This is a genomic window from Streptomyces sp. NPDC005794 (assembly GCF_042871445.1).
GTDB lineage: Bacteria > Actinomycetota > Actinomycetes > Streptomycetales > Streptomycetaceae > Streptomyces.
This window is the reverse complement of sequence record NZ_JBIAIN010000025.1, coordinates 63,897-90,247: the sequence shown is the minus strand read 5'-3', so window position 1 is coordinate 90,247 and position 26,351 is coordinate 63,897. Positions and strand designations below refer to the sequence as shown.

At 69.6% G+C, this 26,351-nt stretch carries 25 protein-coding genes and 4 pseudogenes; 12 read left to right on the top strand and 17 right to left on the bottom strand.

The window, feature by feature from the left end:
- Window positions 1–127: 127 nt before the first annotated feature.
- From ACFYQ5_RS31310 to ACFYQ5_RS31300, 3 genes and pseudogenes are all read left to right on the top strand, one after another.
- Window positions 128–619, top strand: a pseudogene (locus ACFYQ5_RS31310) (transposase); the annotation flags it as partial.
- 61 nt (window positions 620–680) lie between these two features.
- Window positions 681–1,223, top strand: a complete 543-nt coding sequence (locus ACFYQ5_RS31305) for a transposase (RefSeq protein WP_389202450.1) — start codon at window positions 681–683, stop codon at window positions 1,221–1,223.
- A gap of 97 nt (window positions 1,224–1,320) precedes the next feature.
- A protein-coding gene (locus ACFYQ5_RS31300) for an IS5 family transposase (protein WP_389202481.1) occupies window positions 1,321–2,111 on the top strand; the annotation gives its coding sequence in 2 pieces (ribosomal slippage) (window positions 1,321–1,636 and window positions 1,636–2,111; 792 coding nt in all).
- Window positions 2,112–2,154: 43 nt separating this feature from the next.
- Here ACFYQ5_RS31300 and ACFYQ5_RS31295 read toward each other — a convergent pair.
- Window positions 2,155–2,640 (bottom strand): hypothetical protein, encoded by a 486-nt coding sequence (locus ACFYQ5_RS31295; protein WP_389202448.1) that lies wholly within the window; start codon window positions 2,638–2,640, stop codon window positions 2,155–2,157.
- 89 nt (window positions 2,641–2,729) lie between these two features.
- Between ACFYQ5_RS31295 and ACFYQ5_RS31290 the strand changes: the two are divergent.
- A pseudogene (locus ACFYQ5_RS31290) lies at window positions 2,730–2,920 on the top strand (transposase); the annotation flags it as partial.
- Window positions 2,921–2,930: 10 nt separating this feature from the next.
- Window positions 2,931–3,182, top strand: a pseudogene (locus tag ACFYQ5_RS31285) (integrase core domain-containing protein); the annotation flags it as partial.
- Between the two features lie 142 nt (window positions 3,183–3,324).
- On the opposite strand, the gene ACFYQ5_RS31280 reads toward ACFYQ5_RS31285, so the two are convergent.
- The 3 genes from ACFYQ5_RS31280 to ACFYQ5_RS31270 all read right to left on the bottom strand — a co-directional run bounded on the left by ACFYQ5_RS31280 (window position 3,325) and on the right by ACFYQ5_RS31270 (window position 5,907).
- A complete protein-coding gene (locus tag ACFYQ5_RS31280; RefSeq protein WP_389202447.1) occupies window positions 3,325–4,062 on the bottom strand; it encodes a hypothetical protein in 738 nt (245 codons plus the stop codon).
- A 283-nt stretch (window positions 4,063–4,345) separates the two neighbouring features.
- On the bottom strand, window positions 4,346–4,768 hold the full coding sequence (locus ACFYQ5_RS31275) for a hypothetical protein (RefSeq protein ID WP_389202446.1): 423 nt from the start codon (window positions 4,766–4,768) through the stop codon (window positions 4,346–4,348).
- The gene (locus ACFYQ5_RS31270; protein WP_389202444.1) at window positions 4,768–5,907 is read right to left on the bottom strand and encodes a molybdopterin-dependent oxidoreductase; all 1,140 of its coding nucleotides are present in this window, start codon (window positions 5,905–5,907) and stop codon (window positions 4,768–4,770) included. The genes ACFYQ5_RS31275 and ACFYQ5_RS31270 overlap by 1 nt, the downstream gene beginning before the upstream one ends.
- A gap of 39 nt (window positions 5,908–5,946) precedes the next feature.
- Here ACFYQ5_RS31270 and ACFYQ5_RS31265 point away from each other — a divergent pair, with 39 nt between their 5' ends.
- Together ACFYQ5_RS31265 and ACFYQ5_RS31260 are read left to right on the top strand one after the other, a co-directional pair.
- The gene (locus ACFYQ5_RS31265; RefSeq protein ID WP_389202443.1) at window positions 5,947–7,413 is read left to right on the top strand and encodes a glycosyltransferase 87 family protein; all 1,467 of its coding nucleotides are present in this window, start codon (window positions 5,947–5,949) and stop codon (window positions 7,411–7,413) included.
- A 52-nt stretch (window positions 7,414–7,465) separates the two neighbouring features.
- Entirely contained in the window at window positions 7,466–8,518 is a 1,053-nt protein-coding gene (locus ACFYQ5_RS31260) for an NAD-dependent epimerase/dehydratase family protein (protein WP_389202441.1), read from the top strand.
- Here ACFYQ5_RS31260 and ACFYQ5_RS31255 read toward each other — a convergent pair.
- Complete coding sequence (locus ACFYQ5_RS31255; protein ID WP_389202440.1) at window positions 8,493–9,605, bottom strand: sensor histidine kinase; 1,113 nt, start codon at window positions 9,603–9,605, stop codon at window positions 8,493–8,495. The two genes, ACFYQ5_RS31260 and ACFYQ5_RS31255, sit on opposite strands and share 26 nt — an antisense overlap.
- 6 nt (window positions 9,606–9,611) lie before the next feature.
- Window positions 9,612–10,322, bottom strand: coding sequence for a response regulator transcription factor (locus ACFYQ5_RS31250; protein ID WP_389202439.1), 711 nt, complete (start codon window positions 10,320–10,322; stop codon window positions 9,612–9,614).
- Between the two features lie 114 nt (window positions 10,323–10,436).
- Here ACFYQ5_RS31250 and ACFYQ5_RS31245 point away from each other — a divergent pair, with 114 nt between their 5' ends.
- The 3 genes from ACFYQ5_RS31245 to ACFYQ5_RS31235 are packed head-to-tail and all read left to right on the top strand — an operon-like array spanning window position 10,437 to window position 12,459.
- Entirely contained in the window at window positions 10,437–11,156 is a 720-nt protein-coding gene (locus ACFYQ5_RS31245) for a glycosyltransferase family 2 protein (protein WP_389202437.1), read from the top strand.
- Entirely contained in the window at window positions 11,153–11,788 is a 636-nt protein-coding gene (locus ACFYQ5_RS31240) for a DUF2064 domain-containing protein (RefSeq protein ID WP_389202435.1), read from the top strand. Before ACFYQ5_RS31245 ends, ACFYQ5_RS31240 begins: the two co-directional genes overlap by 4 nt.
- Window positions 11,785–12,459 carry a class I SAM-dependent methyltransferase gene (locus tag ACFYQ5_RS31235; protein WP_389202433.1) on the top strand — a complete coding sequence of 225 codons (675 nt, stop codon included), beginning with the start codon at window positions 11,785–11,787 and terminating at the stop codon, window positions 12,457–12,459. Before ACFYQ5_RS31240 ends, ACFYQ5_RS31235 begins: the two co-directional genes overlap by 4 nt.
- Window positions 12,460–12,627: 168 nt before the next feature.
- Here ACFYQ5_RS31235 and ACFYQ5_RS31230 read toward each other — a convergent pair.
- The 3 genes and pseudogenes from ACFYQ5_RS31230 to ACFYQ5_RS31220 form a co-directional block, all read right to left on the bottom strand.
- A pseudogene (locus tag ACFYQ5_RS31230) lies at window positions 12,628–12,773 on the bottom strand (relaxase domain-containing protein); the annotation flags it as partial.
- A gap of 1,300 nt (window positions 12,774–14,073) precedes the next feature.
- Entirely contained in the window at window positions 14,074–15,168 is a 1,095-nt protein-coding gene (locus ACFYQ5_RS31225) for an endonuclease/exonuclease/phosphatase family protein (RefSeq protein WP_389202431.1), read from the bottom strand.
- Window positions 15,169–15,765: 597 nt separating this feature from the next.
- On the bottom strand, window positions 15,766–16,539 hold the full coding sequence (locus ACFYQ5_RS31220; protein WP_389202429.1) for an NADPH-dependent F420 reductase: 774 nt from the start codon (window positions 16,537–16,539) through the stop codon (window positions 15,766–15,768).
- Between the two features lie 110 nt (window positions 16,540–16,649).
- Between ACFYQ5_RS31220 and ACFYQ5_RS31215 the strand changes: the two genes are divergently transcribed.
- Window positions 16,650–17,498, top strand: coding sequence for a LysR family transcriptional regulator (locus ACFYQ5_RS31215; protein ID WP_389202427.1), 849 nt, complete (start codon window positions 16,650–16,652; stop codon window positions 17,496–17,498).
- A 422-nt stretch (window positions 17,499–17,920) separates the two neighbouring features.
- Here the strand turns inward: ACFYQ5_RS31215 and ACFYQ5_RS31210 are convergent, their stop codons facing one another.
- Entirely contained in the window at window positions 17,921–18,931 is a 1,011-nt protein-coding gene (locus tag ACFYQ5_RS31210; RefSeq protein ID WP_389202426.1) for a methyltransferase domain-containing protein, read from the bottom strand.
- 849 nt (window positions 18,932–19,780) lie between these two features.
- Here ACFYQ5_RS31210 and ACFYQ5_RS31205 point away from each other — a divergent pair.
- Window positions 19,781–20,398, top strand: a complete 618-nt coding sequence (locus ACFYQ5_RS31205; RefSeq protein ID WP_389202425.1) for a DedA family protein — start codon at window positions 19,781–19,783, stop codon at window positions 20,396–20,398.
- A 10-nt stretch (window positions 20,399–20,408) separates the two neighbouring features.
- Here ACFYQ5_RS31205 and ACFYQ5_RS31200 read toward each other — a convergent pair whose 3' ends face one another.
- From ACFYQ5_RS31200 to ACFYQ5_RS31170, 7 genes are all read right to left on the bottom strand, one after another.
- Window positions 20,409–21,257 (bottom strand): ABC transporter permease, encoded by an 849-nt coding sequence (locus ACFYQ5_RS31200; protein ID WP_389202423.1) that lies wholly within the window; start codon window positions 21,255–21,257, stop codon window positions 20,409–20,411.
- Window positions 21,254–22,276: an ABC transporter ATP-binding protein gene (locus ACFYQ5_RS31195; protein ID WP_389202422.1), complete on the bottom strand. Its 1,023-nt coding sequence runs from the start codon at window positions 22,274–22,276 to the stop codon at window positions 21,254–21,256. Before ACFYQ5_RS31195 ends, ACFYQ5_RS31200 begins: the two co-directional genes overlap by 4 nt.
- A complete protein-coding gene (locus ACFYQ5_RS31190) occupies window positions 22,276–23,235 on the bottom strand; it encodes a TauD/TfdA family dioxygenase (protein WP_389202420.1) in 960 nt (319 codons plus the stop codon). Before ACFYQ5_RS31190 ends, ACFYQ5_RS31195 begins: the two co-directional genes overlap by 1 nt.
- Before the next feature lie 103 nt (window positions 23,236–23,338).
- Complete coding sequence (locus ACFYQ5_RS31185) at window positions 23,339–24,127, bottom strand: FkbM family methyltransferase (RefSeq protein WP_389202419.1); 789 nt, start codon at window positions 24,125–24,127, stop codon at window positions 23,339–23,341.
- Window positions 24,128–24,253: 126 nt separating this feature from the next.
- On the bottom strand, window positions 24,254–25,195 hold the full coding sequence (locus tag ACFYQ5_RS31180) for a TauD/TfdA family dioxygenase (protein ID WP_389202417.1): 942 nt from the start codon (window positions 25,193–25,195) through the stop codon (window positions 24,254–24,256).
- Between the two features lie 11 nt (window positions 25,196–25,206).
- Window positions 25,207–26,001 carry an alpha/beta fold hydrolase gene (locus tag ACFYQ5_RS31175; RefSeq protein ID WP_389202415.1) on the bottom strand — a complete coding sequence of 265 codons (795 nt, stop codon included), beginning with the start codon at window positions 25,999–26,001 and terminating at the stop codon, window positions 25,207–25,209.
- A 112-nt stretch (window positions 26,002–26,113) separates the two neighbouring features.
- Window positions 26,114–26,350, bottom strand: coding sequence for an MbtH family protein (locus tag ACFYQ5_RS31170; protein ID WP_389202413.1), 237 nt, complete (start codon window positions 26,348–26,350; stop codon window positions 26,114–26,116).
- Window position 26,351: the final 1 nt, after the last annotated feature.

The window sequence follows — 26,351 nt, the reverse complement described above, 5'->3', positions numbered from 1 at the left end:
GAAAGGCTTTCCGTTGAGATGTCCACGGCGGTCCACAGGGCGAGAGCTCTGGCCGGGAGTGACTTGATAGAAGCCTGCTGAGCCGTCAACTCGCAATAGGTCTGTCCCCTGGCCAGGGCCCTCGCGTCTGTCCCGTCATCCGCGACAGCAGACAAGAGGACAACTCGATGGTGACAGTGGGGATCGACCGCACAAGCACGTCCACGTCGCAGTGGCCATCGACGCTGACGGCAAGCGGCTGACCAGGCCGTTGACCGTCAAGAACGACGCGAACCTGATCAGCGTCCTGCTGAAATGGATCCGCACGATCGCCGATGGAACCCCGGTCACCTGGGCTATCGAGGACGGCCGCGGCTTCGCCCGCCGCTTGGCCGACGGTCTGCTGCTGACCGGCCACGAGGTGGTCTGGGTCCCCACCCGGCTGATGGCCGCCCACCGCAAGCTCCACGCCGCCACCGGCTCGAAGTCCGACCCCGTCGACGCCGCCGCGGTCGCCCACGCCGCGATCGCCACCCCCGGCCTGGACCGACACCGCATCGACGACCGCGTGCGCGAGCTGCGCGTGCTCGTCGACTCACGGGCCGACCTCGTCCGACGCCGCACCATGGTGATCAACCAGCTCAAGGCACACCCACCTCTGGCTCGACCACACACCCGGCGACCTCACCCGCCGGCCCGGCATGACCTCGCTGACTCTGCTGGTGGACACCACGGACATGAGCGCCCACGTCCGCCGGGTGCTGACCGAGATGACCACGGAGATAGACGGGCTGAACAAGCGCGTCCGCGGACTCGAAACCACGATCCGGGAACTGGTCACCCCACTGGCACCCACGCTCCTGGAGATCACCGGGATCAGCCACGTCTCCGCAGCGGTCCTCCTCGCGGAGATCGGTGACATCACCCGCTTCACCAGCTCAGCGAAGCTCGCCCGCTACACCGGGACCGCACCGATCCCGGTCTACTCCTCCGACAAGGAACGCTACCGACTGCACCGAGGCGGCAACCGGCGACTCAACAGCGTGCTCTACACGACGTCCATCGTCCAGCAGCAATTCCACCCAGGCGCACGAGCACTCCTGGCCCGCCACGAGCCGACCAAGGGAGCCCGCGGAGCCCGACGCATCCTCAAACGCCACCTGATCGACGTCATCCACCGCGCCATGACCCAAGACCGAGCTACCTGGCAGCACCACATCACCCAACACCAGCTCGCCGCTTGACATAGAGCTCGTAACACGATCTTGCTGAAGTGTGCTGGCGGGGCGTAACCGGTGTGACGATTCGGCCGTTCGTGAGGGTGTGGGTACTCGACCGTGGATCGTGGACGATGAGTTGTGGGCGCTGATCGAGCCGTTGCTGCCACCGTGGCCGGGTCGGTCGCCGGGGCCGCAGCCGGTCTCGGACCGGCTCTGCCTGCAGGGCATCCTGTTCGTCCTCTACAACGACATAGCCTGGCAACTCCTGCCGCTGGAGCTGGGGTTCGGCTCAGGCCAGACGTGCTGGCGGAGACTGGACCGGTGGCAGAAGGCGGAGGTCTTCGACCGGCTGCACCGGATCCTGCTCGCTGAGCTGAACACGGCCGGTGAACTCGACTGGTCGCGGGCGTGCGTGGATGGTTCTCACATCCGCGCCAAAAAAGGGGACCCGACACCGGCCCGTCGCCGGTCGACCGCAGGAAAACGGGCAGCAAACACCACCTGATCTGCGACGGACACGGCACCCCGCTCAAGGTCATCACGACCGCGGCCAACGTCAACGACGTCACCCAGACCCTCGCCCTGGTCGACAGCATCCCACCCGTCGCGGGCCGCCCCGGCCGGCCCCGCCGCCGGCCCGACGCCCTGCTCGGCGACAAGGGCTACGACTCCAACCCGAACCGCGACGAACTGCGCAAGCGCAGAATCCTGCCCGTCATCTCCCGCAAGGGCTGCCCGAACATCAAGGGCCTGGGCAAACTCCGCTATGTCGTCGAGCAGACCTTCGCCCTGCTTCACCACTTCAAACGCCTCGCCGTCCGCTGGGAACGTCGCACCGAACTCCATGACGCCTTCGTCTCCCTCGCCTGCAGCCTCATCTGCTGGCGGCGGCTAAGGAAGACAACTGAGTGAGCACCACGATGGGAAGAATTTGACCAAGGTCGCGCATGCCGACCTACTCAGCGTTGCGCCTGCGGCTCCAGTCCCGCTCTCCCAGTCGTCTGATTCGCCAGGCAGGCAGCGGGTGGCTGGCCTCCGTGACGATGAAGTGCGCCATGTCGACCAGCATGCGTCGAACAACCGAGATAGGGACGACCAGATCGTCCCATTGGTTGTAGTTGGCGTGAAGGCGAATCTGATCGTCGGAGACGCGCTCCAGGACACAGCTTTCCACGCCCAGTAGTAGCTCGTCGCCGGCCTCGATCTTGAGCCATTGCAGAAGGACTGACGAGATTGCCCAGTCGGGGCCACACTGGTCAACGAATTCCTCCGCTGCCCATCGCAAAGTCTGTGGCGTGTCCTCGGGGGCCCTGATCAGAGCCCTGCCGAAGACGGGAGGATGCATCGTGCCGTCCTCGCTCACGTCAGCTGCGGCGATCACCTCCAGACCGAAGATCCAGGCGCTTTCGGAGGAACTGGCAATCTTGTTCACATGGCTCATCTGCACGACGATGCCACGCCGTCGCGGCGCGCAGCCCACAAGGATACCTAAGCGCCCTACTCATGATCGTGTTACGAGCTCATAGAAGCGTCAACGGGCTGCTGCGACAGTACTTCCCGAAAGGCACAGACCTATCTCGGTGGTCCGCCGAAGACCTCGAAGCCGTCACGTACGCGCTCAACAATCGGCCCGCAAGATTCTCGGCTGGAAGACCCCCGCCGAAGTCTTCGAAGAGCAACTACGCTCACTTCAACAACCCGGTGTTGCATCGACCGGTTGAACTCGCCCAGTACACGAGCAGGATCTTCGCCCAAGCCTGCAGGTCAGCAGGGATTCGGCAGAGCATGAGCGCGGTCGGGTCCAGCGCGGACAACGCACTCGCCGAGTCCTTCAACGCGACCTTCAAACGCGAGACCCTGCAAGGGCGAAAGAGCTGGCCGGACGAGCGCGAGGCCCGCCTCGACGCCTTCCGATGGCTCCACCGCTACAACATCCGACGCCGACACTCCCGCCTCGGACAACGATCACCGATCGCCTACGAGAACGCCCTCCCCACACACCAACTACGCTGGCGCAAGCCGCATAACCCGTGTTCAGGATTCGGGGTCAAGGCCCGGGGTCGGCGTGGTCCCAGGAGGACCAGGCGTGCACGGTGTGCGCGCAGCCTGGAGAGGGGTGTCGGGCTCACAGTCGTGCCTCCGCGATTGCCGTCAGGGCGCTCGCCCGATAGCTGACGTTGGTGATGTTTTGGGCGATGCGTTCGGCCTGCTCGGTGTCAGCAGGGGCCAGCGCTATGACCAGATCGCGTACGGCGATCGACTTGTACAGGTCGTCGGTGATGCTTTCCGCTGTCCTTCTGGCGTGGTCGGCGTAGGCCGGTCTGCGTTTGACGAGTTTGGCCTGTAGACGCGCGATGTTCCCCAGTGCATGGTCGCGCTCGGGGATCTGGCGCACGATGCGTTCGGCTTCGCGTGCGTAGCCCTCTGCGCGGTCGGGATCGCTCTCGACCAGCGCTTCCCCAGTAGTGATCAGGGCTCTGGCCATGTCGGCCAGGGGAAATTCTCTGTCCTCGTCCGGGAGACTACGCGTGAGGCGTTCGGACTTGCGGACGACCCTGTCGACCCGGTCGGGGTCCGTTCCCGCGATGGCATTTCCGGCGGCGACCTGCGCCCGCACGACAACCTTGAGCGCATACGTTCGATCCTGCTCGGGGAGGCGCTGGGCGATGGACTCGGACTCGCCGAGGAGTTCATCCGCCCGGCCGGGGTTGCCTCTGGCTAGGTGTTGGCCGGCCAGGGCCAGCACACTCACAGCCTCCCTTAACGTCCGTTTTTCCGTAAGGTCGTCGTCCAGTGGTCGGACGATGGCCATCGCCTCGTGGGCGAGGGTCGCCGCCCCCTCGCGGTTGAGCACGGCGTGCACGCGCGGTGACCCGTAGGTTCCGCACGATCTCGCATGGATCGCGAGGATCTGCCCGGTCAGCTCGGATCCCGCACCGCACGAGGACCGGTCAGGGCGGAGCGACGGGCGTGGAAGGCGGCCCGGAGACCTTCATCAGGTCACACGCCCGTTTAACGCTGTGACCTGCCTGCTTCGCCGCCTCGATGAACGGGTGCACCGCAGGTCGACCCTGTCGAGGCGCTCGGGACCATGGTGGAGCTGCCCTGGTGTCAGGGCAGTCCCGCCACCGCGTTCCCGGACTTACTCACTTCGGCTCCTCCCTCAGTTCCCGGCGGCTCAGCCGCACCCGCTTCGTGCAGGCCCAGCCGCCCGCCACCACGGCCACCGCACCGAGGGCGAGGAGCCAGTTCCGTACGTAATCCAATGGCAGCACCGAGGAGTTGGCCACGCCGCCCGGCCGCACCAGCACCGGCAGCACGACCGCCGTCAGGCACCCCGCCACGATGAGTGCTCCGCGCACCACCCCCCGCATCGTCGAAGAGGCCGGTACGCGGCTGAGCAGCAGGCCGGCCGCCAGCACCAGCGGGGCGATGACCGCATCGTGCAGCGCGATCGACCCGGCCAGCCACACCGCCACGTCCCACGGGACACTCGCGCCTGTGAGGATCAACGTCCCGCCGAGCCCCATCAGTGCCACGCCCACCGCACCGACCGCGTACCGGAACATCACCGCGCCTCCACTCGGGAGACCCATTTGGTCTGTAGCACCCCGGGCCGGTTCGGCGCGATGATCCGCGCCGGGTATCCGTGATCGGCGGAGAGCACCTCCCCATTGAGGCACAGGGCCAGCAGGGTCAGCGGATCGCGGGCGTGCGTCCGGCCCATCTCCATGACCCGGTACGCACCGTGCTGCTCCAGGGATACCACCCGGACCCTCGCCCCGGTCCGCGCGCCCGCTCTGTCGAGGAGATCCAGGATCCGTACGCCGCTCCAGTGCGCCGATTTGCTCCACCCCTCCACACAGGCGATCGGCAGCTCCACCTCGTACTGCGGCATGGCCCGCAGCTCGGCGAGCGTCAGCCGGTACGGCTCCGGGCCCGCCACCGTCAGCCGCCAGTCCCTCAGTTCCGCTGCGGAGACTCCTGCCCGCGCGGCCGTGCGGTTGACCGGCAGCCCCTGCGGGCCGTGGTCCGGGTGCCGTGGCGCCAGCAGATCGAACCGCTTGAGCGGGGTGAACGACTGGCCCACGGTCGTCAGCGTCACCGCCCCCACCGCCGCCGTCACCGCGGTCAGCAGCGACCTCCGGTCGGGTCCTTCGGCTGCGGGGAGGGTGAGTGTACCTTCCGACTTCCGCCCCCAATGGGCCCTGATCTGGGGCCACTTCACTGCGAGATGCAGGAGCAACGCCCCCAGGAGCAACTGGGCCACGGCGAAGTGCACGGGGACGAAGGCGAACGGCCACGGGTACCACTGCGCGGTGTTGAGCATTCCGCTGAACAGTTGGAAGAGAGCGGCGGCGACCAGTACAGCTACCGAAGCCCGCTCAAGTCCGTGCCGGAGCGACCGGACCACCGGCCTGGCGAACAGTCGCGGATAGACTGTCCACAATTTCGCGAGCAGCAGCGGAACCGCCGCGATCCCGCTCGCCACATGCAGACCCTGGGTGAGCCTGTAGCCCCAGACGGGGCGACTCGGCAGTGTGTTCGTCAGCCACCCCGGCGGCTGCTGCAGACAGTGGCTGATCAACCCGGTGCCGAAGCAGACCACCACGGCCACCCCCAGCAGTCGGCCGAGCACCGTCGCCGTCCGGGCGTCGTGCAATCGGCCCGAGAACCGGGGGAAGTCGAGGAAGGGAGAAGACCTCACGCCCCCATCTCACCCCCGAAGCGGTCCACACAGGGGTCTTTGACTCCTTACGAAACGCGGACATCGGGGCTGGTGGGCCGGTCCGGAGCGGTGATCGCTGCGACGTTGGAGGGCGTGATCCGCTTCCGCACCGCACTCTCCAGCGCCCTGCTCGCCGCCCTGGTCGCCGCTCTGGCGTGCGCCATCCGGTACGACGGCTACGACACCGATCCGGCGGGCCTGACCTGGTGGTACGCGGCGGGCTGGGCGCTCTTCGCGGCTGCCGCCCGGTCGTTGCGGGGTCTTCCCGTGCGCCGGGCGGTCGTGCTCGTCCTCGCGGGCGGTATCGCGGTCGCCGCGACGGGCCTTCTCGCACCGCCGCGTACCAGCTCGGACTCCTACCGCTACGCGTGGGACGGCCGGGTGCAGTCGGCGGGGATCTCACCCTACGACCACGCTCCGGCCGACCTCGCGCTCGCCTCGCTGCGGGACGACTGGCTCTTCCCTGCGGGGCCCGAATGCGCACTTCCGGAGCGCGCCCGCATCGCTCCCCCATCCGACGTGGAAGGGGGTGCCGTGCACTGCACGCGGCTCAACCGGCCGTCCGTGCATACGATTTACCCGCCGGTGGCCGAGGCGTACTTCTTCGCGGTCGATCGCCTCTCGCCGGACGCCGCACGCCACAAGCCCCTCCAGACGGGGGCCGCGCTGCTGTCGCTCGCCACCACCGGGCTCCTCGTCCTGGCCCTGCGGCGGCGCGGCGACCCCCGTAGCGCCGTCTACTGGGCGTGGTGTCCCGCCGTCCCCGTCGAGGCCGTGAACAACGCCCATGTCGATGTGCTGGGGGTGCTGTTCGCGGTGGCCGGGCTCGTCCTGGTGGCGCGGGGGCGGCGGGTCGGGGGCGGGCTGTTCATCGGGGCCGCGATCGCCACCAAGCTGATGCCCGCCGTGGTGCTGCCCGGCGCGCTCTGCGGGGTACGCCGCGTGCGCGACGCGGCGGCTGTCCTGCTGCCCGCCGCCGCCCTGGTCGCCCTCTCCTACCTGCCCTACGCCCTGGCGTCACGGGACTCCGTCTTCGGGTACCTCGGTGGCTATGTGGAGGAGGAGGGGTACGACGACGCGTCGGTCCGCAACCGCTACGCTCTGCTGCGTCTGGTGCTGCCCGACGCGTGGGCACTGCCGGTCGTGGTCGCGGTCACGGCGGCCGTCGCGGCGTACGTCCTGTGGCGCGGAGACCCCGAACGGCCATGGAGTGGGGCCCTGTTGGTGACCGGGACCGCGTTCCTGCTCCTCACCCCGGGCTACTCCTGGTACGCGCTGCTGCTCGTCGCGCTCATCGCTCTGGACGGCCGGTGGGAGTGGCTCACGGTCGCGGCGGCGGGTGCGGCCAAGTACGTGACGGGCCGCGCCTTCGCCGAGCCCGACGACGTGGGCACCACGGCCTACGCGGTCGCGGCGGCGGCCGTACTCATCGGCTGGGGCGTGCGAAGAAGCCGGGTGGCGCGGGGAGTTCTTACGGCTCCATGACGTGGGCGCGGGACGGGGGGCCGGGGCGCTCTGGGCCCGTAGCGTTCCGGCCATGCGTGTACTCGTCACCGGCGGCGCCGGATTCATCGGTTCCCATATCGTCGAAGCCCTCACTGCGCGCGGCCACGAACCCGTCGTGTTCGACACCCTGCTGCCCACGGCCCATGCCGAGGCCCCGGAGCTGCCGGATGCCGAGTGGATCCCCGCTGACGTACGGGACCCGGAGGCGGTGCGGCGGGCGCTCGGCGGGGTGGACGCGGTGTGCCACCAGGCAGCGATGGTGGGGCTCGGCAAGGACTTCGCGGACGCCCCCGCCTACGTATCGTGCAATGACCTCGGTACGGCGGTGCTGCTCGCCACGATGGCCGATGCGGGGCTACGGAACCTCGTCCTGGCCGGGTCGATGGTGGTGTACGGGGAGGGGCGCTACGACTGCCCGGGCCACGGAACGGTGCGCCCCGGGCCCAGGTCGGTCGCGGATCTGGAGGCTGGACGGTTCGAGCCCAACTGCCCTCGATGCGGCGCCGAGTTGGCGTCGGGTCTTGTGGGAGAAGACACACCGATGGACCCACGGAATGTGTATGCGACGACCAAGCTCGCCCAGGAGCACCTGACGGCGGCCTGGGCCCGGACGACGGGCGGACACGCCGCGTCCCTGCGCTACCACAATGTGTACGGCCCCGGGATGCCGCGCGACACCCCTTACGCCGGGGTCGCCTCGCTGTTCCGGTCGGCGCTGGCCAGGGGCGAGGCGCCGCGTGTCTTCGAGGACGGCGGGCAGCGGCGGGACTTCATCCATGTGGGAGACGTGGCGGCGGCGAACATCCTGGCCCTGGAGTCGGTCGCGGCGGGTGGCGAGCCCGGAACCCTTACCGCGTACAACACAGGCAGCGGGACACCGCACACGGTCGGCGAGATGGCCGCCGCACTCGCGGCCGCGCACGGCGGTCCGGTGCCGGTGGTGACGGGTGAGTTCAGGCTCGGGGACGTACGGCACATCACGGCGGACTCGGCGCGGCTACGAGCCGACCTGGGGTGGCAGCCGGAGACCGGATTCGCCGAGGGGATGGCCGAGTTCGCTAGGTGCGCGCTGCGGGAAGGGTGACCTCGAAGCGGCAGCCGCCGGTCACATTGTGTACGTCGGCGTGGCCCGCGTGCGCCTCGACGATGCCGCGCACAATGGCCAGACCAAGTCCCGCGCCCGCAGGAGGAGTCCGGGCATCGGTGCCGCGCCATCCCGTGTCGAAGACGCGGGGCAGGTCCTCGTCGGAGATACCGCCGCAGCCGTCCGTGACGGACAGGACGACGTGGTCCGCACTGTGTTCGGCGGCGACCGCGACGGTGCCGTCGGCCGGGGTGTGCCGGATCGCGTTGACCAAGAGGTTGGCCAGGACGCGAGTCATCTCCTTGCCGTCGACCTCGATGGGCACGGCGTCGACCTGACCGCCGACGAGGCGCACCCCGTACTCGCGGGCGAGCGGATCGGCGCCGGCGAGGGCGTCGCCCACCAGGTCGTACACGGAGATGCGGGCCGGGGTGAGGGCGAGGGCTCCGGCGTGGATGCGGGAGAGCTCGAAGAGGTCGCCGACCATGCCGTTGAGGCGCTCCACCTCGGTACGGATCTGCCGGTGGTAGCGGGCGGGGTCGTCGACGATGCCGTCTTCGAGCGCCTCGGACATGGCGCGCAGCCCGGCGAGCGGGGTGCGCAGATCGTGCGAGATCCAGGCGACGAGCTCGCGGCGCGAGGTCTCCAGGGCATGCTCCCGTTCCCGGGACGCGGCGAGCCGTTCGCTGGTGAGCGCCAGTTCCCGGCTGATCGCCACCAGTTCGGCGGGGGCCGTCTCGGCGGGCGGCGTGAAGGACCCGCCGTCCCCGAAGTCGCGTGCCGCAGTGGCCAGTTCGCGGCTGCCGACGACGACGCGGCGGCCCAGCAGCAGCGCAGTGGGGAGCGAGACGACCGCCGCCATGGCGACGACCGTGGTGACCACGGTGAGGTCGTGCGAGGACAGGAACATCGCCCACGCCACGGCGAGGGTCCCCGCGAGCATCGAGCCGACCGCGACGGTGGTGACCACGGCGAGGGACGCGCCGATCGAACGGTGCCGAAGCAGCCGCAGCGCCCCCGCGCCGAGCAGGCCGACAGCGGCGGCGCCCAGGAAGGCGTACAGGGCGATGAGCAGCATGTCGCGCACGGCGGATCAGCCTTCCTCATGGTCCGGACGGCTCGGACGGTCCGGATCGAAGCGGTAGCCCGCGCCCCAGACCGTCTGGATCAGCGCAGGATGGGCCGGGTCGTCCTCGATCTTCGCGCGCAGCCGCCGCACATGGACGGTGACGGTGGACAGATCCCCGAAGTCCCAGCCCCACACGTCGCGCATCAGCCGCTCCCGTGAGCAGACCCGCCCCGGGTGTCGTAGGAAGTGCACCAGCAGGTCGAACTCCCGGAGAGTCAGGGCGAGATCACGCGCGCCCTTGACTGCCCGACGCCCCGCCGGGTCCACCTCGATGCCCGCCGCACGCAGCGCCGCGCCGGGCGCGGCAGCGGCGGCGCTGCTCCTGCGCAGCACGGACTCGACGCGCAGCACCAGCTCCCGTGGGCTGAAGGGCTTGGTGACGTAGTCGTCCGCCCCTATCTCCAGACCCAGAATCCGGTCGTCCTCGTCGCCGCGCGCGGTGAGCATCACCACCGGGACGGGGCCGCGCGCATGCAGCTCCCGGCACACCTGGAGCCCGTCCATGCCCGGCAGCATCAGATCCAGGACAACCAGATCCGGCCATCGCGAGTCTGCCGCCCGCAGGGCCTGCACCCCGTCGCCCGCCCGCTCGACGGTGAAACCCGCCCGCTCCAGATAGCCGGTGACGACTTCGGCGACGGTCGGATCGTCGTCCACGACCAGGATGTTCCGCATACCGACAGCCTCGCATCCCGGGGAGGCGAAAGCCTTCCAGCGATCCCCCGCCCCGGTTGATGTCCGTGTTTCGTAAGGTCTCCGGATCCCTTTTGTCCGGTCTGGATTCGTACGGTGAATGCCGTGACCGACTCGAACCCCGCAACCTTTCCCACTCCCACGGACACGGTGGATGTCGTCCTGCCCTGCCTCAACGAGGCCGAGGCCCTGCCCTGGGTGCTGGAGCGCATCCCACCGGGCTGGCGGGCGATCGTCGTGGACAACGGCTCCACCGATGGCTCCGCGGAGCTCGCCCGCTCGCTGGGGGCCGCCGTGGTCACCGAGGAGCAGCGCGGCTTCGGCGCCGCCTGCCACGCCGGACTGCTCGCGGCCGAGGCGGATATCGTCTGCTTCTGCGACTGCGACGCCTCCCTGGACCCAGGCCTCCTGCTCTCCTTCGTACGTCACGTCGCTTCGGACGAAGCCGACTTGGTCCTGGGCCGCCGACGCCCCCAGTCCCTGGGTGCCTGGCCCTTGCACGCCCGCGCCGGGAACCTGGCGCTCGCCCGGATGCTGCGCCGCCGCACCGCGCTGCGCCTGCACGACCTGGGCCCGCTGCGCGCCGCCCGCCGCAAGCCCCTTCTCGCGCTCGACCTGACCGACCGGCGCAGCGGCTACCCCCTCCAGATGGTGGTACGCGCCGCCGACGCGGGCTGGCGGGTGCGCGAGCGGGACGTCCCGTACCTTCCCCGTACCGGAAAGTCCAAGGTCACCGGCACATGGCGGGGCACCTGGCAGACGGTCCACGACATGCGGAAGGTGCTCGCCGACGCCCCCGTGGAGGTGGCCCGTTGAGCACCCTGCTCGTGATCGCCAAGGAGCCGGTCCCCGGCCGGGTGAAGACCCGCCTCTCCCCGCCCTTCAGCCCGGAGGACGCCGCCAGGATCGCGGAGGCGTCGCTGGCCGACACGCTGCAGGCGGTCGCCGAGACCGCTGCCACGCGACGTGTCCTGGTGCTCGACGGGGCACCGGGTCCCTGGCTGCCCCCCGGGTTCGACGTGGTGCCGCAGTGCGCGGGCGGCCTCGACGAGCGCCTGACCGCCGCCTTCGGCCTCTGCACGGGACCCGCCGTGCTGATCGGCATGGATACTCCCCAGGTGACCCCCGCGCTCCTCGGCACGGCACTCGACTTCGGCTCCTCGTCCGAAGCCTGCTTCGGCCCGGCGGCGGACGGCGGCTTCTGGGCGCTGGGCTTCGCCACATCGCCGGAACCGGCACTGTTGCGCGGAGTCCCCATGTCCGTGCCCGAGACCGGGGCGGTGCAGCGTGGCCGGCTGATCGCCGCGGGGCTTGCCGTACGCGACCTGCCGGTGCTGCGCGACGTGGACACGGCAGCCGTCGCGACGGCGGTGGCCACCGAAGCGCCCGGCACCCGGTTCGCCGCCCTGCACGCGGAGTTGACCGGGGCTCGGGCGGTGCGCCGGTGACCGCCGACAAGGACTCGGTGCTCTACGCACCCGCCTGGCGGGCAGACCCCTACACCGACGCCCTGCGCACCGGCCGTGGCCCGCTCTTCCTCAGCCGGGGAGACGGCTGGCTGCTGCCGCTGGAGGTGGAACGCTGGTGCGGAGCACCGGATGCCGCCGATGCGACGGTCCTCGACCGGTGCCGGGGCCCGGTCCTCGATGTCGGCTGCGGCCCGGGCCGGCTGGTCGCGGCCCTCGCCGCGCTCGGCATACCCGCGCTGGGGATCGACGTGAGCGCGGCGGCGGTGGACCGCACGGTACAGACGGGCGGCACCGCGCTGTGCCGGTCGGTCTTCGACCCCCTGCCGAGCGAAGGACGCTGGGGCACGGTGCTACTCATCGACGGCAACATCGGAATCGGCGGCGACCCCGCAGCGCTCCTGCTGCGCATCGCCGAACTCATCGCACCGGATGGGAAATTGATAGTAGAGGTAGCGGCACCGGAAGTGGACGAACGCATCCAGGTGCGTGTGGACGACGGCCGCGGAGCCCGCGGAGCCGCCTTCCCATGGGCCAGAACCGGTGCCGAAGCGCTGCGCACCTCCACCGAGGCCACCGGCTGGACCGGCCAGGAAAGGTGGCGAACGGAAGGGCGCCGCTTCGTATCGCTGAGCCGCCGACTCCATGACTGAACACGGCGGGACAGCCAAGGCGCGTGGCTCATGATGTCGCGGGCGTGAACAGCTCGAGGCCGGACAGCTGGAGGGCGAGTGGGCCCACAAGGACGGCGGTCTCCTGCAACAGGGAGCGAGGAAGTGCGCTGCCCTGTGCCACCGGTGCGCCGTCCCACGGCAGTCTCTCGCTTCCTCGATCCGCTGGCGCCGGGTCGACTGCCAGCCGATGAGCCGCTGGTCGATGCCCGAGATCTCCATGACGGGCCGGCGGCCCGGGTCACCTCGCGCGACTCCCACGCCCACCCGAGCCGGGCGGACACCTCCTCCATGAAGCAGGGGCATTGCACGATTGCGATTGATCCGGTTCGCCGGTCTCACGAGTGACGTGGTGTCATGTCCGTTGTGCGGCAAGGGACCCCGGAGAGCAGAGCAGGCACGGTGCTGGTGATCATGTGGTTGTCGAGACCCATGAGAACCGGTGCCGCCGTGTGGGAGCCGTGTTGATGTGCACGTGCAGACAGCAGCTCTCCGATCGAGTAGGAGGTCATCTCCTCGTAGGCGATCGGGCGAGACTTCTTGAAGACGTCGCGTGTGTCTTGCGGTACAGGCGACGGCTGCTGATGTTCGCCATGGCCTTACCCATGCCCCACCACGCATCCTCGAACTGCTTGATGCCACGCATGCACAGCGCGAGAATCTGTTCCTCTTCGTCGGAGGTCACCAGTGGCGTTCGGACTCTCCACCGGTTCAGACACATCGGAGAGCGTCATCAGCTTTCCGGCTCGCCCCTGCGCGAACTGGGAGCTTGCGTCGGGGGCGGGTAGCCCCAGCAGGATGGGAATCCGGCGAGGGCGGCGGCCTGGTCGACCTGATCGCCGGTGGCATACAGCTTCACTGCGTAGGGGGCTTCCAGCTCACCCACCAAACCCGGAGCAGTGACCAACAGCCCACGTGAAGCAGCCTCGTTCCTGTCATGACAGGAACGAGGCTGCTTATGGAGCGCTGGGCAGGCCTTGCACCTACATTTCCCCGCAGGAAGCGGGGCGTCCTTCCTTGGACGACCAACGCACAGGCAACCGCACCGCCGAAGCGATCCGCGCGCCCTCAAGATCAACTATAGACCAGGCCGGCCGGAGCTCGCACCAGGGCAGACACCCCGGCGGCGAGCGGCGGCTATTCCCTAGGCAGCCGGGTCCCGGGAAGGTCTCTCATCCAGATCTGCTTGTGAACGTCCGAGTCCACAGCAAGAGGCGTTAAGGCGTGCCACCTTCGGTATCGGTGCGCACTGTGGTCCAGTGGGCGCCATGAAGCGTTCTTCCCGTACGCCCGGTGTCCTCGTTCGGTTCTCAGCTGGGATGCCGTTGTTCTTCGCGCTGCTGCTGCTCACCGCCACGGGACCAGCCTACGGAAGCGGGCCGATCCTGTCGCTCGAGGTGTGCGCCGGGGTTGAGGTTCCTGCGGGATACGCCTGCGAGCCCTCCCCCAAGCAGTGCTTCACCACACCGTGCCCGCAGTACGCGGTAGTGCCGGCCGACGAACGCCGGGGGATGCGGGCCGGCGGGCGTTGCGGTGCCAGTGTCCGGTGAGGGCGACCGCCGACGGCGGACGGCCCCTACCAGGACACGAACCGGCTCAGCGCATGCTCACCCGGAACGTGCTGAGCACGGCCTTGTGGTCGGTCGGCCAGGTCCAGGTGGGCTCCCAGAACGTGTCCCTGCCCGATTCCTCCACCCGCTCGTTGCGCACGATGGTGCTGGACGGCCCGACGATCACACTGTCGAGCAGCCGGAGCCGGCGGTCGGGGTGGTAGAAGACAAAGTCGATCCGGTCCCGCTCGTCGGCCTTCGGCGCCCAGGTGAGCTCTCCGACGTCGGCGCCCGGGTTGTCGCTCGGCCAGGTGAAGCCCGGTACACGGACAGGATCCGGGTGGATCACACGGTAGCTGTCGCGGAAACCCGCGTCCTCGATCGCCTTCGTCGTCGACCACTCGACAACGATGCCGTTGTGGTCGAACAGGTTCCGGGTCCGGCGGTTCCAGTCGCGGTGCGAGGGCTCGTTGAAGTCACCGGCCAGCAGCGTGAGCCGCCCCTTGGCGCGCTCCTTCGCGGCGTCCGCGAGCACCGTCCTTGTCACCCTCGTGCGCCCCGAAGCCTCGTTGAGCCGCGTGATCAGGCCCACATCGGTGATCGGGCCGGTCGGTATCTCGCCCCAGCCGTACTCGGAGGTCTCCAGGGGTGCCGGAGTGCCGCCGCCGTAACCGCGCGGGAGGTAGTTGACGTAATAGCGGTACTCCAGATGCCCCGAGTAGGCCGCGACTTCGGTGCCGTCGACCGAGACGACCGCCTTCGACCAGGAGGGGAAGGATGCGTGCTCGACGATCGGGTAGCGCGAGATCACCCCGGGGTCGGTCGGGTTCGCATTGTCGAAGTACGTGAGTCCGCGCGCGGCGAGATCGGCCAAAAGGTTGGCCACCCGCTCGGGGTTCGACTCGCTGAGCATCACCACGTCCGGCTCGACCGCGGCAACGGTGTCGGCGATACCTGCCCGGCCGCCCGGCACCCGGCTGCCGCCGAGCCAGATGTTGAACTGCATGACCTTGAGCGTTCGCTTCGAGGGATGGCGGCGGCTCCGCGCATCCTGCGGCTTGGCTTCGGCCACGCCCATTCCCAGCACTCCGGCTCCGACGGTCGCGCCGACCATCCCGAGCAGCTCACGACGCTTGACCATCCATGACCTCCAGCAATTTCCGTACATCTATGGCACGAGCACACACGGGCGAGACGATGTTTCTACGCTACTCATGTATAAGGCGTGAACCCGGGTGCAACTTTTGAATGTTGAACACTCAACAGGGCATTGTCACGTTGGCTGGCCGGGGAGATGAGCTTCTGGTGGGTGATGCTGGTCGTCGTCGTTGGACAGCGCGCCGCCGTCGTACGAAGGGCACCGGTCCGGCAACCCAAACTGCCGCTGCCGGACCGCTTGGACAATCGCTTCAGGCCGCGCAGGTGAGCGGCTCTCGTGGATGACAACGGCCGCATCGAGCGCGCCTCATACGAGCTGTGGAGCCCGGGCGTGCTGGAACCACGGGCACGCCCCGATGCGAAGCCTGATCCTCAGGGTGGAGACCGATTTCGACGCCCTGGCCCTGCAGGACCGCGCGGAGGTCCGCCAGGCCACCGCACTCCTGCGCGCACGGTCCAACTCGGGATGCCGACCGTCCGACCCACCGCGAGCGGTATCCGGCTCGGACGGGAACCATGAACCGGCCGGTACCGGCCGACCAACTCGCAAGGGCTGTCGTCGGGGGCGGATCAGCCACTACTACATCCGGAAACCCGCGGGCCCTCGCACTGCGGCGGCGGCGAGTTCGCCGATCCGGGCGGCGGGTACGGACACACCGGGCGCTTGCTGGACCCAGGCCACGAATTCCTTGGCAGTGAGGCCGGACGGCGGCTGTCCCACGTACGGGATGGCGTACAAAGGGGTGTTGGGTTCGCTGCGCCAGCTGTCGGACAGTGTGCCGATGTCTACCGCGTCGAAGCCGAGTACGTCCAGCAGGTCGGCCACCTCCTTCTTGGCGTCCGGGTCGTCACCGGAAAGTGGCAGCGCGGTACGGTCGGGGGCTCCGGTCGGGCGGAACAGCTCCATCAACTGCCTGGGGCCGATGTTGTGCAATGCCTTCACCACCCGGGCATCTGCGAGGTGGCGCTGCACCAGTTCACTGGAGGTCAGCTCGTTGCTGTCGAGTTCCGGCACTTCGAAGTTGGAATGTGGCGCGTAGTTCATCGGGTCGATCACGGTCTTACCGGCGAGCTCCGCCCAGGGCAGCTGCTCGTGGGCGGCCAGCGGCACGGATGCGATGACCAGATTGCCGGCGCTTGCCGATTCGGCCGGGGTGGCCGCGCGGGCCCGCTCGCCGAGCTCCGCGACGGTATCGGCCAGGGTCTCGGGGCCGCGTGAGTTGCTCAGGACGACGTTCAGGCCGGCGTCGACGGCGCGGCGGGCGACCGCGATGCCGACCATGCCGGTGCCGATGACGCCGAGGGTTGTTGTGCTCACTCTGTTCTCCGTTCGTGTTTCCCCGCGTCGCGGCATCCAGCGGGTAGGACCGCTCCGGGGCTCGTACTCATCACAGCCGAAGTGACCTGCGCGAACAATGACCAGAAACGCCCGGCAGCAATCACATCATGTGATAGATCAGGCAGATGGAACTGAGAGCGTTGCAGTACTTCGTCACCGTTGCCGAGGAGCTGCACTTCGGGCGCGCGGCACAACGGCTGGGCATAGTGCAGCCGGCGGTGAGCCAGCAGATCGCCCGGCTGGAACGCGAGCTCGGCGTGCGCCTGCTCGACCGCACCTCGCGGCGGGTGCGGCTCACCCTGGCCGGCGAACGAGTGCTCGCAGCGGCCCGTAAGACCCTCGCTGCGGCGGCCCGGGTGCGGGTGGTGGCCGGCGAACCGGCGGCCGTCCTGCGGATCGGGGTGGCGTCCTGCGTCACCCGACGGCTCGACCGGGCGGTGGGCCGCCTGAGCGACGGCGAACGCCCCGCCGAGCCGAAACTGGTCGACCTGCCGGTGGCCGCGCGACTCGACGCCGTCCGCGACGGCGAGCTGGACCTGGCGCTGGTGCGGGGCGCGCTCGCCTCCGCGGCGGTGACCGTGGTGCGCGCCTGGTCTGAGCCGCTGTACGCAGTGTTCGCGCATGAACACCCCGCCGCCCGCAGGCCCGCGGTCAACCTGCACGACCTCGATCCGTACGGTCTGCGGCTTCCCGCCCGAGACAGTGACCCGCCGATGCATGACGCCATCCTCGCCGCCCTGCCCGTGGCCCCGCTGCGGCCGCCTGCCGGGGACATGCTCAACGTGTTGTTCGAGGTGGGCCGGGATACCGAGGGCTGGACGCTGATGGCAGCCGAGCAACTCGACGGGTCCCGCTCCGCGCGGCTGCTCCAGATGCCGCTCGACCCCCCGGTGACCGTCGACGGCCACGTCGTCACCTCACTGGCCACCCCGGAGTCGTGCGTGGCGTCGTACGTAGCCGCGTTCGCGGATTGAACTGCCGCCTCAGGCACGTACTTCGTTCCGGGCGGAAACGCCGTATCCCGCCCGGACCCAGCGGAAATACACTGAGCTCGTTCTTATGGTTTGCCCTGAACGATGTCCTGAACTTGATTGCTCGTACGAGGATTCCAGGGACGTGAACACGGCCTCCGTCTGTCCTGTGCTCCACATGGAGCGGCAGTTGACCGGCACGACGGCCGTGGGGAACAGGTCTGCTGCATCACGATGTTCGGCGGAAGCGTTCGCGGTGGCGTCACACTTTGGGGACTGTACGAACTGACGGAAGCGTTGCTGTGCGCGAACGGGCCAGTAACCCGTTACCCGAGCAGAAGACCAGCGGTTCAGGTGCGCAGGCGCGAGGACACCCGACGAAGGCAGGTGCCCGCGGAGAACGGTACGTTCAGCTCTGGGGGGTGTCAGCGGGCAGCCTTTCGGGCGACGGCGACTATCGCGGCACGAGGCACCTCGGCGACGAAGACGCCATCGGATCGGTAGACGACGGGTGCCGGCGTGAAGTCGACCTTCGCGGGCAGGCCCGCCAGGTACTTCTCGTGCTGGAAGTACTGCTCCAGGACCTGCCAGCAGGCGTCGGTCCCGCCCAGCGTGGCGAAGAACCCGCCGACTCCGTACATGTCGGCCACGTACGCGCACATGCGCCGGCGGGCTTCCTCCTCGGTGTCACCACGGACGACCAGCGGGTCGTACAGGTCGATGACGCGAGCCGGCGTTCCCGCCTCCTCGAAGAGTTCGGCCAGCGGACCGCGGGAGAAGTGCCGGTAGTCGTGGCCCGCCGTGGTGTGGGGGTGGACGATGTCGGTGAAGAAGTGCGCCATGGGGCTGGTGTCGTCGAAGTCGTGCAAAACCACCCTGCCTCCGCCCCTGACGACGCGCAGGCCCTCGGTGACCGCGTTGAGCCTGTCCTGCGGCGCGATGTGGTGGGTTCCATAGGCGAGCAGCGCCGCGTCCATGGTTCCGTCCGCCAGGAAGAGGTGGTCCGCCGCTTGGCGCACGGCGGCCAAGCCCTGGGCGAGGGCCCGTTCGACCATGTCTCCGGAGAGGTCGCCCGTCAGGATGTGCACACGGTTCCGCAGGTCGGGGGCGTTCTCGTGGACCGCGCGTGCGATGGTTCCGTCCCCGCCGAGCACGTCGAGGACGGTGCGGGGGGCCGCCGTGTCCGAGGGGGCGGCCAGTTCCAGCAGTTGCCGCATTCCCCTCCAGCGGACGGATGAGTTCCGCTGCGCCCTGCGGTAGGAGTCGCCGCGTCCGGTGTCGTCGGAATCGAATTCCGTGGTCGTCGCGACCAGTGCCCTCAGCGCTTTGTCGGCGCCCGGGCGGCCGAAATCCACGGACGCCTTCAGGACGGGGTGGGCCTGCACTGTGTCGCACAGATAGGTTTCGAGGGTCATGGACGGCAAGTAGGTGTCCATCCCCGCCGGAGCATCCGCCCGCATTTCCACCAATCCGGTCATTCGATGGATCTCATCGTCGACCACCGGTTCTCCCGAATGCAGGGCGATCACCCTCCGCAGCTCACGAGCGGCCCGCAATTCCGTCGGCCGGCACTGGGGTGCGCGATTGACGGATCTCCGGGGCACCGGCGCCCAGCCAGTCCGGTCCGCAGTTTCACCGTCGCACCCTGTCAGGACCCCGATCCCCGCGTCAAGAGTGCTTTCGGAGGGATATCTCCCCGGCCTCCCCTGGGGGCGCGCGACGCCTGCCGCCTCGGTCGGCGGCGCGAACTCCAGGGAAGAGAAGATTGACTTCGGCCAGATTCCGGATACCACGATTCATGAGTATCCACGCCCCATGGACACGGGGCACCGAGCATGGCATTCGAAGGGGCGAAGCATCTCATATCGACGGATTACCGTCGACGAGCCTGCGACTGTCCCGTCGGCGAGCCCGACCGTGGGGGCAACTTCGTCATCTCGCGCCCGGGGAATCCCATTCCCCAGGCGGTACCGGTCGGGGCCCGACCCCCGGAGCCGGTTTCGGCCGGACGAAATAAACCGTCCATCGGTAGTCCCCTGGTAGATTGGCGCAAATTCGCCCTTCTCCGCGACCTGCACCGGTCGGCCCGGGGTGTACTCGGCGAAGCCGGGAAGCGGTTCTCCTGCTCCACCGTGAGAGCGTGACACGGATCGATACGAAATCATTTCGAGTCCTTCTCGGAAGAAGCATGCGGGATTTCCGGGGAACGGGAACCGCCGGAAGGGTCCCGCGCAGCAGGACCCTTACCGGGCTCCACGATCGAGGAGAGGCGGAGCAGGACTGCCATGTCATGGATTCAAGATGTACTGACAGCGGTGTCGGAGATGAGTCCGGCCGCCAGATTCGCTCTGGCCTCGGCGTTCGCCTTCGCGGAATCGGGGCTTGGGGCGGGCATGTTCGTCCCCGGCGAGGTCGCGGTCCTGGCGTTGAGCGCCGGAACGGAGGGGACCCGTCCGCTGCTGGCGCTCTTCCTCGTCGTGGCGGTCAGCAGTTCGGCCGGCGACCACATCGGCTACTTCCTCGGCATCCGCTACGGGGAGCGGATGCGGGAGACGCGCCTGGTACGCCGGATCGGACAGCACCACTGGGATCGCGCCCAGGTGCTCTGCCACCGGCACGGGGCGGCCGCCGTCTTCCTGACCCGTCTGCTGCCCGTCGTCCGTACGCTCACGCCGGCGACCGCCGGGGTGGGCTCGGTGCGCTACCTCCGCTTCCTGCCCGCCTCCCTCGCCGGAGCCGCGATGTGGTCCGCGCTCTACGTGTCGGCGGGGTCGCTGGTCTCGGCCTCCTTGCGGGAGGCCGAGACCCTGGTCGCCAACATCCTGTGGGTCCTGCTGGGTGTGGCGGCCGCCCTGACGGTCGGCGTCGTGTGGTGGCGACGGAGGCGCCACCGTACCCCCTGACGCGACGCGGTCACTCGTCGGGCGGCCGGCGGAAGCCGCGGGCGGCGAGCAGCATCATCGTCAGCATCAGACCGAGGGCCGCGCACAGCGCCGCGGGCACCTCGCTCCCGACCTGCCCTCCGAGTGCGAGGCTCCGGGACGCCTCCACCGCGTAGCTCACGGGGTTGACGGTGGCGACGGCCGCCAGCCAGCGGGGCAGCACATCGACCGGCACGAACGCGCTGGAGGCGAACATCAGCGGGAAGTTGACGAAGAAGCCGATGCTGGAGAGCACTTCCACCTTGCGCAGCCACGCGGCGAGGGCGATGAAGACCCAGATCAGGGACCAGATCACCAGGGTGGACAGCAGCAGCGCCGCCACCAGGCCTCCCATACCTCCCCTGGCCTGGTATCCGAACAGCAGATGGCCGCCAGTCACCAGGACCAGCAGCTGCATCCCCGAGCGAGTCAGGTCGGCGATCGAGCGCGCCACCAGGACCAGCGGCAGCGACAGCGGCAGGACGCGGAAGCGGCGCACCATCCCGCCTTCCATGTCCCGTACGAGGCCCACCCCTGCGGACTGCGAGGTGCCGATCCCCGTGGTGACGAGAAGGGCGGGCAGCAGGAACTCGATGTAGGACACGCCCTGCGGGAGGATCGAGCGGTCTGCGAGGCTGCCGAAGACCTGGCTGATCAGCAGCAGCATCACCACCGGCTGGGCCACGCTGAACAGCACGACCCTGCGATCCGCGTAGACGAGGCGGATCTGACGCGCCGTGAGGACCCACAGTTGCGCGGCTCTGCCCGGAGTCCTCCAGCGCGGGCCTCCCGACCTCGCTGCGGGGTGGGCGGGGGGCGCCATCGTCCGAGGTGCGTTCACGTGGTCTCCGGGGTGTCGCCGGTGCGCCGGTGCGCCTCCGGGGTGGCGATCCGGCGGGCCGCGTGCGCCGGGGCGGGGCCACTGGACTCCGCACGGTTGAAGGCGAGGTAGACGTCGTCCAGGGAGGGCTCCGAGTGGCGGATCTCGGTCACATTCTGTCCGACGGCGTCCAGCACTCGGATCACCGTGGCCAGGTCCGCCGAACCTCCCGCCGGTACGGTCAGTTCGCGCTGCGCGGCTTCCACGCTGGGCGGGAACCCGGCCCTGTGCAGGGCGTCGGCGGCCACGGCGGTGTCGCCATGCGGTTCGATCCTGAGCGAGATGGAGCCGCTGCCGGCCCGTGATTTCAGCTCGGCCGCCGTGCCGGAGACGAGGACCCGGCCGGCCCCCAGGACGGTGATGCGGTCGGCGAGCCGGTCGGCCTCCTCCAGGTACTGCGTGGTGAGCAGGACGGTGGTGCCGCCGCGTGCGAGCTCTTCGACCATCTCCCACAGTCCGATGCGGCTGAGCAGGTCGAGCCCGACGGTCGGCTCGTCCAGGAACAGGACGTCGGGGCGGCCGACCAGCCCCAGGGCCAGGTCCAGCCGGCGGCGCATCCCTCCCGAGTAGGTCACCGCCTTCCGCGCCCCGGCGTCGCGGAGGCCGAACGCCTCCAGCAGTTCGTCCGCCCGGTCACCGGCCTGCGCCTTGGAGGCTCCGCACAGCCGGGCCACCAGGACGAGGTTGTCGTACCCGGAGAGCTGCTCGTCGAGCGAGGCGAACTGCCCTGTGACCCCGATGCGCCGGCGTACCTCCTCGGGCCGGCCGGTCACGTCGAAGCCGGCGACCGAGGCGGCGCCCGACGTGGGGGGCGTCAGGGTGGACAGGATGTTGACGAGGGTGGTCTTCCCCGCTCCGTTGTGGCCCAGGAGACCCATGATCTCTCCCTGAGCCACCGTCAGGTCCACGCCGTCGAGGGCCCGGACGGCTCCGAAGCGCTTGTGCAGACCGGTGGCGTCGATCGCTCCGTCCGCCGCCATCAGCTCAGCACGCGCCCGTACAGCGAGCGCACGGCCCGGGACCGCCGGTGGTCCAGGTGGACGAAGGCGCGCTGGAGCCAGCGGTCCTCGCCGTCGTAGCGCGGGACGAAGGCCGTACGCCCGTGCAGTGCGACGCGGTTGTCCACGTACACCAGGTCGGCCGGGTCCAGGACGAGTTCCTCGGAGACCGCGCGGACTGCGTCCGCCAGGGCGTCCATGGCCTGCCGGCCCCAGGGGTCCGTCGTGTGGGTGGCGTGGAAGTCGACGCGGATGTCCGGGTCGTCCGCGTCGCCGGTGAGCACGGCGTGCGGCTTGGTCCCGCTGTCCGGCCGTTCGAAGGAGGGAGGCGGTTCGGTGGTGAACAGGGGGCGCCGCAGCGTCTCGCGCGTTCCGGCGTCCACGTGCTCCATCGCGGCGCGGACGGAGGCGACCCGGAGTCCGGCGGCCCGGTCGTGGTCACTGCGGACGCAGAACAGCCCGACGTAGTCGGGGCGATGGAGGTGGAAGGCGTTCTCGGTGTGCATCTCCAGCGGGACGGAACCGGCGTTGGACTGCTGGTCCTCGCGGCCGGGCACGGGCACCACGTTCTGGACGAGCGCCCCCTGCTTCTCGTTGCGGTAGGCGATGACGTCTCCCAGCTCCATGGAGACGGCGCAGAGCACCGAGGCGCTCAGTGTCGCTCCGCGTTCCACGGAGTCCGACTCCTGCGGAGTGGCCGGCACGGAGTCGGCCGCGGGCAGGTTGCGTATGAGCAGCCTGCCCGTGGGGCCGGGGTCGTGTCGGAAGGCGCGGAGCCGGTCCTGGAGGCGGGCGGGCAGGTGGCAGGAGAGGCTGCGGCACCGGTCGAGCCATTCCTGCTCGTCCACGAGGCCGGGGGGCGTGCGCGTCAGCTCCATGGCCAGGAGCTCCACGTCGGCGCGTTCGGCGTCGGACAGTTCGAGGCGGCTTTCGGGGTTCATGCTGTTCCTCCGAGGGGTGGGGAGGGTTCGGTTCGGACCTGCGGCCGGCGGCTCGCGCACGCGGGGCCGCGTCCGGCGGTGTGCGGCTGGGCGGGTGCGTGCCTCAGCCGCGGCAGTGCTCCGAGACGGCGAACAGGGAGTGGCGGTCGCTGCCCGCGTACCGGTCCTCCTGCTCGGTCAGGACGCGGAACCCTCGCCGCTCCAGCTCGTCGGTCATTGCTCGGAGCCGGCCGGCGGTGGCGCTGCCGGGGCTGTCGTGCACCTCCATGGCGATCTGGCGGACCAGCGGCCAGTGCCGGTCCGCCAGGCCCCGCAGCACCTGCTGCTCGCCGCGCTGCACGTCGATCTTCAACATGTCGATCCGGTCCACGGGGTGTTCGTCGAGGACCGCGGAGAGGGGACGGAGCCGGCAGCGCACCGTCTCCTCCCGGAACCTGAAGGCGAGGAGTTCGTCCAGCATCCGCTCGGCCTCGGGCAGGTGATCGGTCCGCACCTGTCCTCTGACGAACGCCCGCTCCGCCTCGGTGTCCGCCAGCGTGCTGCGCGTGGACATGGTCGAGTAGCCCGGGTAATGGGTGAACTCGACCTCCTGATCCGTCTCGGCCAGGCCGTAGGGGTGGGCGAGCCCCGTCACTCCGTGGCGCTCCCGGTTGCGGCACAGGAGCTCGTACACCGAGGGGACCGGCTCGAAGGAGTGGACCGTGGCGCCGGGTCTCTCGGACTGCACGAAGAGGGTGAACATGCCGATGTTGGCTCCCACGTCGAAGACGACGGGGTTCTCCGGAAGGTGCAGCGCCTCCGGCAGGTAACCGCGGCGGGTGAAGATCTCGTCGTAGAGGAACTCGGTCTCGTGCTTGTTCACGCCTTCCACGTCGGCAAGGGTGATGGTCATCGGTGTGGCCTTCCTCTGGGCTGGGGTGGGCGGTGGCCGGGCGGCGTCGGGTCGCCACCGCCCGGCCAGGCACTCCTCCGCCTCGTGGCGCGTGGCGCCGGACAGGCGGGACTTCCGAAACACGCCCTAGTCCGACATGGCGACCAGGATGCGGCGGTCACCGGTGAACGGCCTGCGGCCGTGCGCCGCCTGGACGTTGTCGACGAGCATGAGGTCCCCGGGCCGCCAGTCGTTGTCCACCGCGTGTTCCAGCCCGCGGTCGCGCACCTGCCGCATGTGGTCGGCGGGTATCGGGGAGCCGTCCGCGAAGGTCACCGACTGAGGCAGCTCCTCCGGAGGCAGCATCCCCATCAGCGCGGCGGCAGCCTCGTCGCCGAGCGTGGCCGGGTGCCACTGGTCGCTCTGGTTGAACCACAGCGGTTCGCCCGTCGAGGGGTGCTCGATCGTCGCGGGCCGGACGTGGCTGACCCGCAGCCCGTTGCGCACGTTCCACTGCCAGGTGGCGCCGGTGCGGGAGAGGTAGTCCTCGACCACGGACCGGTCCTCGGTCTCGAAGGTGTCCTGCCAGCTCTTGCCGAGTCCGCGCCCCCCGTGCAAATTCTGGGTGTAGCGCAGGCCGCCCGCGAAGGCCTCGCGGACCTCCCTGTCCAACGCCCGGTACCAGGCGGCATTGTCCACCACCGGTGTGGCGCCGCCGCTGTCGGCCGCCCGCTCGCAGTAGAAGAGCAGCCGGGCGGGCCACTGCGCGGCGTAGGACATCTCGCTGTGCATCGAGATGGTGAGCTCCTTCGGGTACTCCGTGGAGGTGTACACGTTGTGCCCCACCTTGGTGCGCGGGGAGTTGCCGAAGACGTACGCCAGGCGGTCCGGCAGCAGGAGCGGCATGATCTTCTCCAGCTCCTGCGGGCCTACCCCGAAGTCGCGCAGGACCAGCACCTTGTGGGTGGCCAGGAGTTCGTCGGTCCGCTCGGAGTCCTGGAGGAAGCCCGCAAGCGCGGCGGCGGTGGCGGGGAGGGAGTGACTGCCCGGGCTGATCTCGGCGGGCTGCCAGGGGGTGGTCGGTTGCATGGTGTGCTCTTTCATGCGTGGAGGAATTCCGTGATGAGCCGGTTGACCTGGGCGGGCCGTTCCAAGTAGCCGTAGTGGCCGCAGTCGGGCACGACGTGGTAGTCGGCCGCGGGCAGAGCGTCGGCGATCTCCTTCGCCAGGTGCGGCGGCGCCACGATGTCGTCGGCGAAGGCGATCACCCGGCAGGGGGCGGTGATCTTGGCCAGGTCCTCCCCGTGTTCGTCGGCGGTGCTGAGCTCCAGCTGGGAGCGGATGCCGGGGCCTTCGGTCACCGCCAGTTCGAAGAGGTCGAGCCAGTCGGCGATCCGCTCGTCGTCCGCGAGCGTCCGGGGCGAGAGGTTCTGCATCGCCCGCACCACCGCGCGGTAGCGCGGCGGCACAGAGACGCCGCTGTCGGCGAGGGCGATCTCGGCGGCGGTGGAGGCGGTCCTCATCCGGTCCGAGCGGGCCCGCGGCGCCATGAGGACGCACCGGGAGACCAGGTCGGGGCGGGTGCGGGCGACTTCGCGTGCGACCCTGGCCCCCAGGGACGTCCCCACGATCGCGCAGGGGCCGAGACCGAGGTGCTCGATCAGGCCGACGGTGTCGGCCGCCATGTCGTCGAGGGTGAAGGCGGGGCCGCCTCCGCTGGGGGCGATGCCGCGGTTGGTGAACGTGACGGCCTCGAAGCCCGCGGCGGCCAGCGCGGGCACCTGGTGCAGGTGCCAGCCCGTCTTGGCGGTGCCGCTTCCCATGATCAGGAGGACGGGGGGACCGCTGCCGGTGCGGTCGTGGTCCAGGTCGATCCCGTTGATCCGTGCCAGCATCCAGGCTCCCTCGATGTTTGTCGGCGGTCCGCAGGACCGGAGGCGGCCGGTGTACGGGCCGCGAGGGCGCGGGTGGGCGGGGTCCCGGCGGGACCGCCCACCCGCGCCCCGGTCACTCGGCCGCGGTCGCGGACTTCTCGTGGGACTCCATGGCCTCGATGAGGCTCTTGGGGCGCATGTCGGTCCAGTTCTCCTCGATGTAGTCCAGGCACTCCTGACGCGGGCGCTCGCGGACCACCGCCCGCCAGCCCGCGGGGATCTCGACGAAGTGCGGCCACAGCGAGTGCTGGTTCTCGTCGTTGACCAGGACGTGGAAGGCGCCCTCGGCGTCGTCGAAGGGGTTGGTCATC

Coding starts and splice junctions, on each gene's coding strand:
- ACFYQ5_RS31305 (WP_389202450.1), top strand. CDS start 681: ATGACCTCGCTGACTCTGCTGGTGGACACCACGGACATGAGCGCCCAC.
- ACFYQ5_RS31295 (WP_389202448.1), bottom strand. CDS start 2,640: ATGAGCCATGTGAACAAGATTGCCAGTTCCTCCGAAAGCGCCTGGATC.
- ACFYQ5_RS31275 (WP_389202446.1), bottom strand. CDS start 4,768: ATGTTCCGGTACGCGGTCGGTGCGGTGGGCGTGGCACTGATGGGGCTC.
- ACFYQ5_RS31260 (WP_389202441.1), top strand. CDS start 7,466: ATGCGTGTACTCGTCACCGGCGGCGCCGGATTCATCGGTTCCCATATC.
- ACFYQ5_RS31250 (WP_389202439.1), bottom strand. CDS start 10,322: ATGCGGAACATCCTGGTCGTGGACGACGATCCGACCGTCGCCGAAGTC.
- ACFYQ5_RS31225 (WP_389202431.1), bottom strand. CDS start 15,168: ATGGTCAAGCGTCGTGAGCTGCTCGGGATGGTCGGCGCGACCGTCGGA.
- ACFYQ5_RS31220 (WP_389202429.1), bottom strand. CDS start 16,539: ATGCCGCGACGCGGGGAAACACGAACGGAGAACAGAGTGAGCACAACA.
- ACFYQ5_RS31215 (WP_389202427.1), top strand. CDS start 16,650: ATGGAACTGAGAGCGTTGCAGTACTTCGTCACCGTTGCCGAGGAGCTG.
- ACFYQ5_RS31210 (WP_389202426.1), bottom strand. CDS start 18,931: ATGGACACCTACTTGCCGTCCATGACCCTCGAAACCTATCTGTGCGAC.
- ACFYQ5_RS31205 (WP_389202425.1), top strand. CDS start 19,781: ATGTCATGGATTCAAGATGTACTGACAGCGGTGTCGGAGATGAGTCCG.
- ACFYQ5_RS31195 (WP_389202422.1), bottom strand. CDS start 22,276: ATGGCGGCGGACGGAGCGATCGACGCCACCGGTCTGCACAAGCGCTTC.
- ACFYQ5_RS31190 (WP_389202420.1), bottom strand. CDS start 23,235: ATGAACCCCGAAAGCCGCCTCGAACTGTCCGACGCCGAACGCGCCGAC.
- ACFYQ5_RS31185 (WP_389202419.1), bottom strand. CDS start 24,127: ATGACCATCACCCTTGCCGACGTGGAAGGCGTGAACAAGCACGAGACC.
- ACFYQ5_RS31180 (WP_389202417.1), bottom strand. CDS start 25,195: ATGCAACCGACCACCCCCTGGCAGCCCGCCGAGATCAGCCCGGGCAGT.
- ACFYQ5_RS31175 (WP_389202415.1), bottom strand. CDS start 26,001: ATGCTGGCACGGATCAACGGGATCGACCTGGACCACGACCGCACCGGC.
- ACFYQ5_RS31170 (WP_389202413.1), bottom strand. CDS start 26,350: ATGACCAACCCCTTCGACGACGCCGAGGGCGCCTTCCACGTCCTGGTC.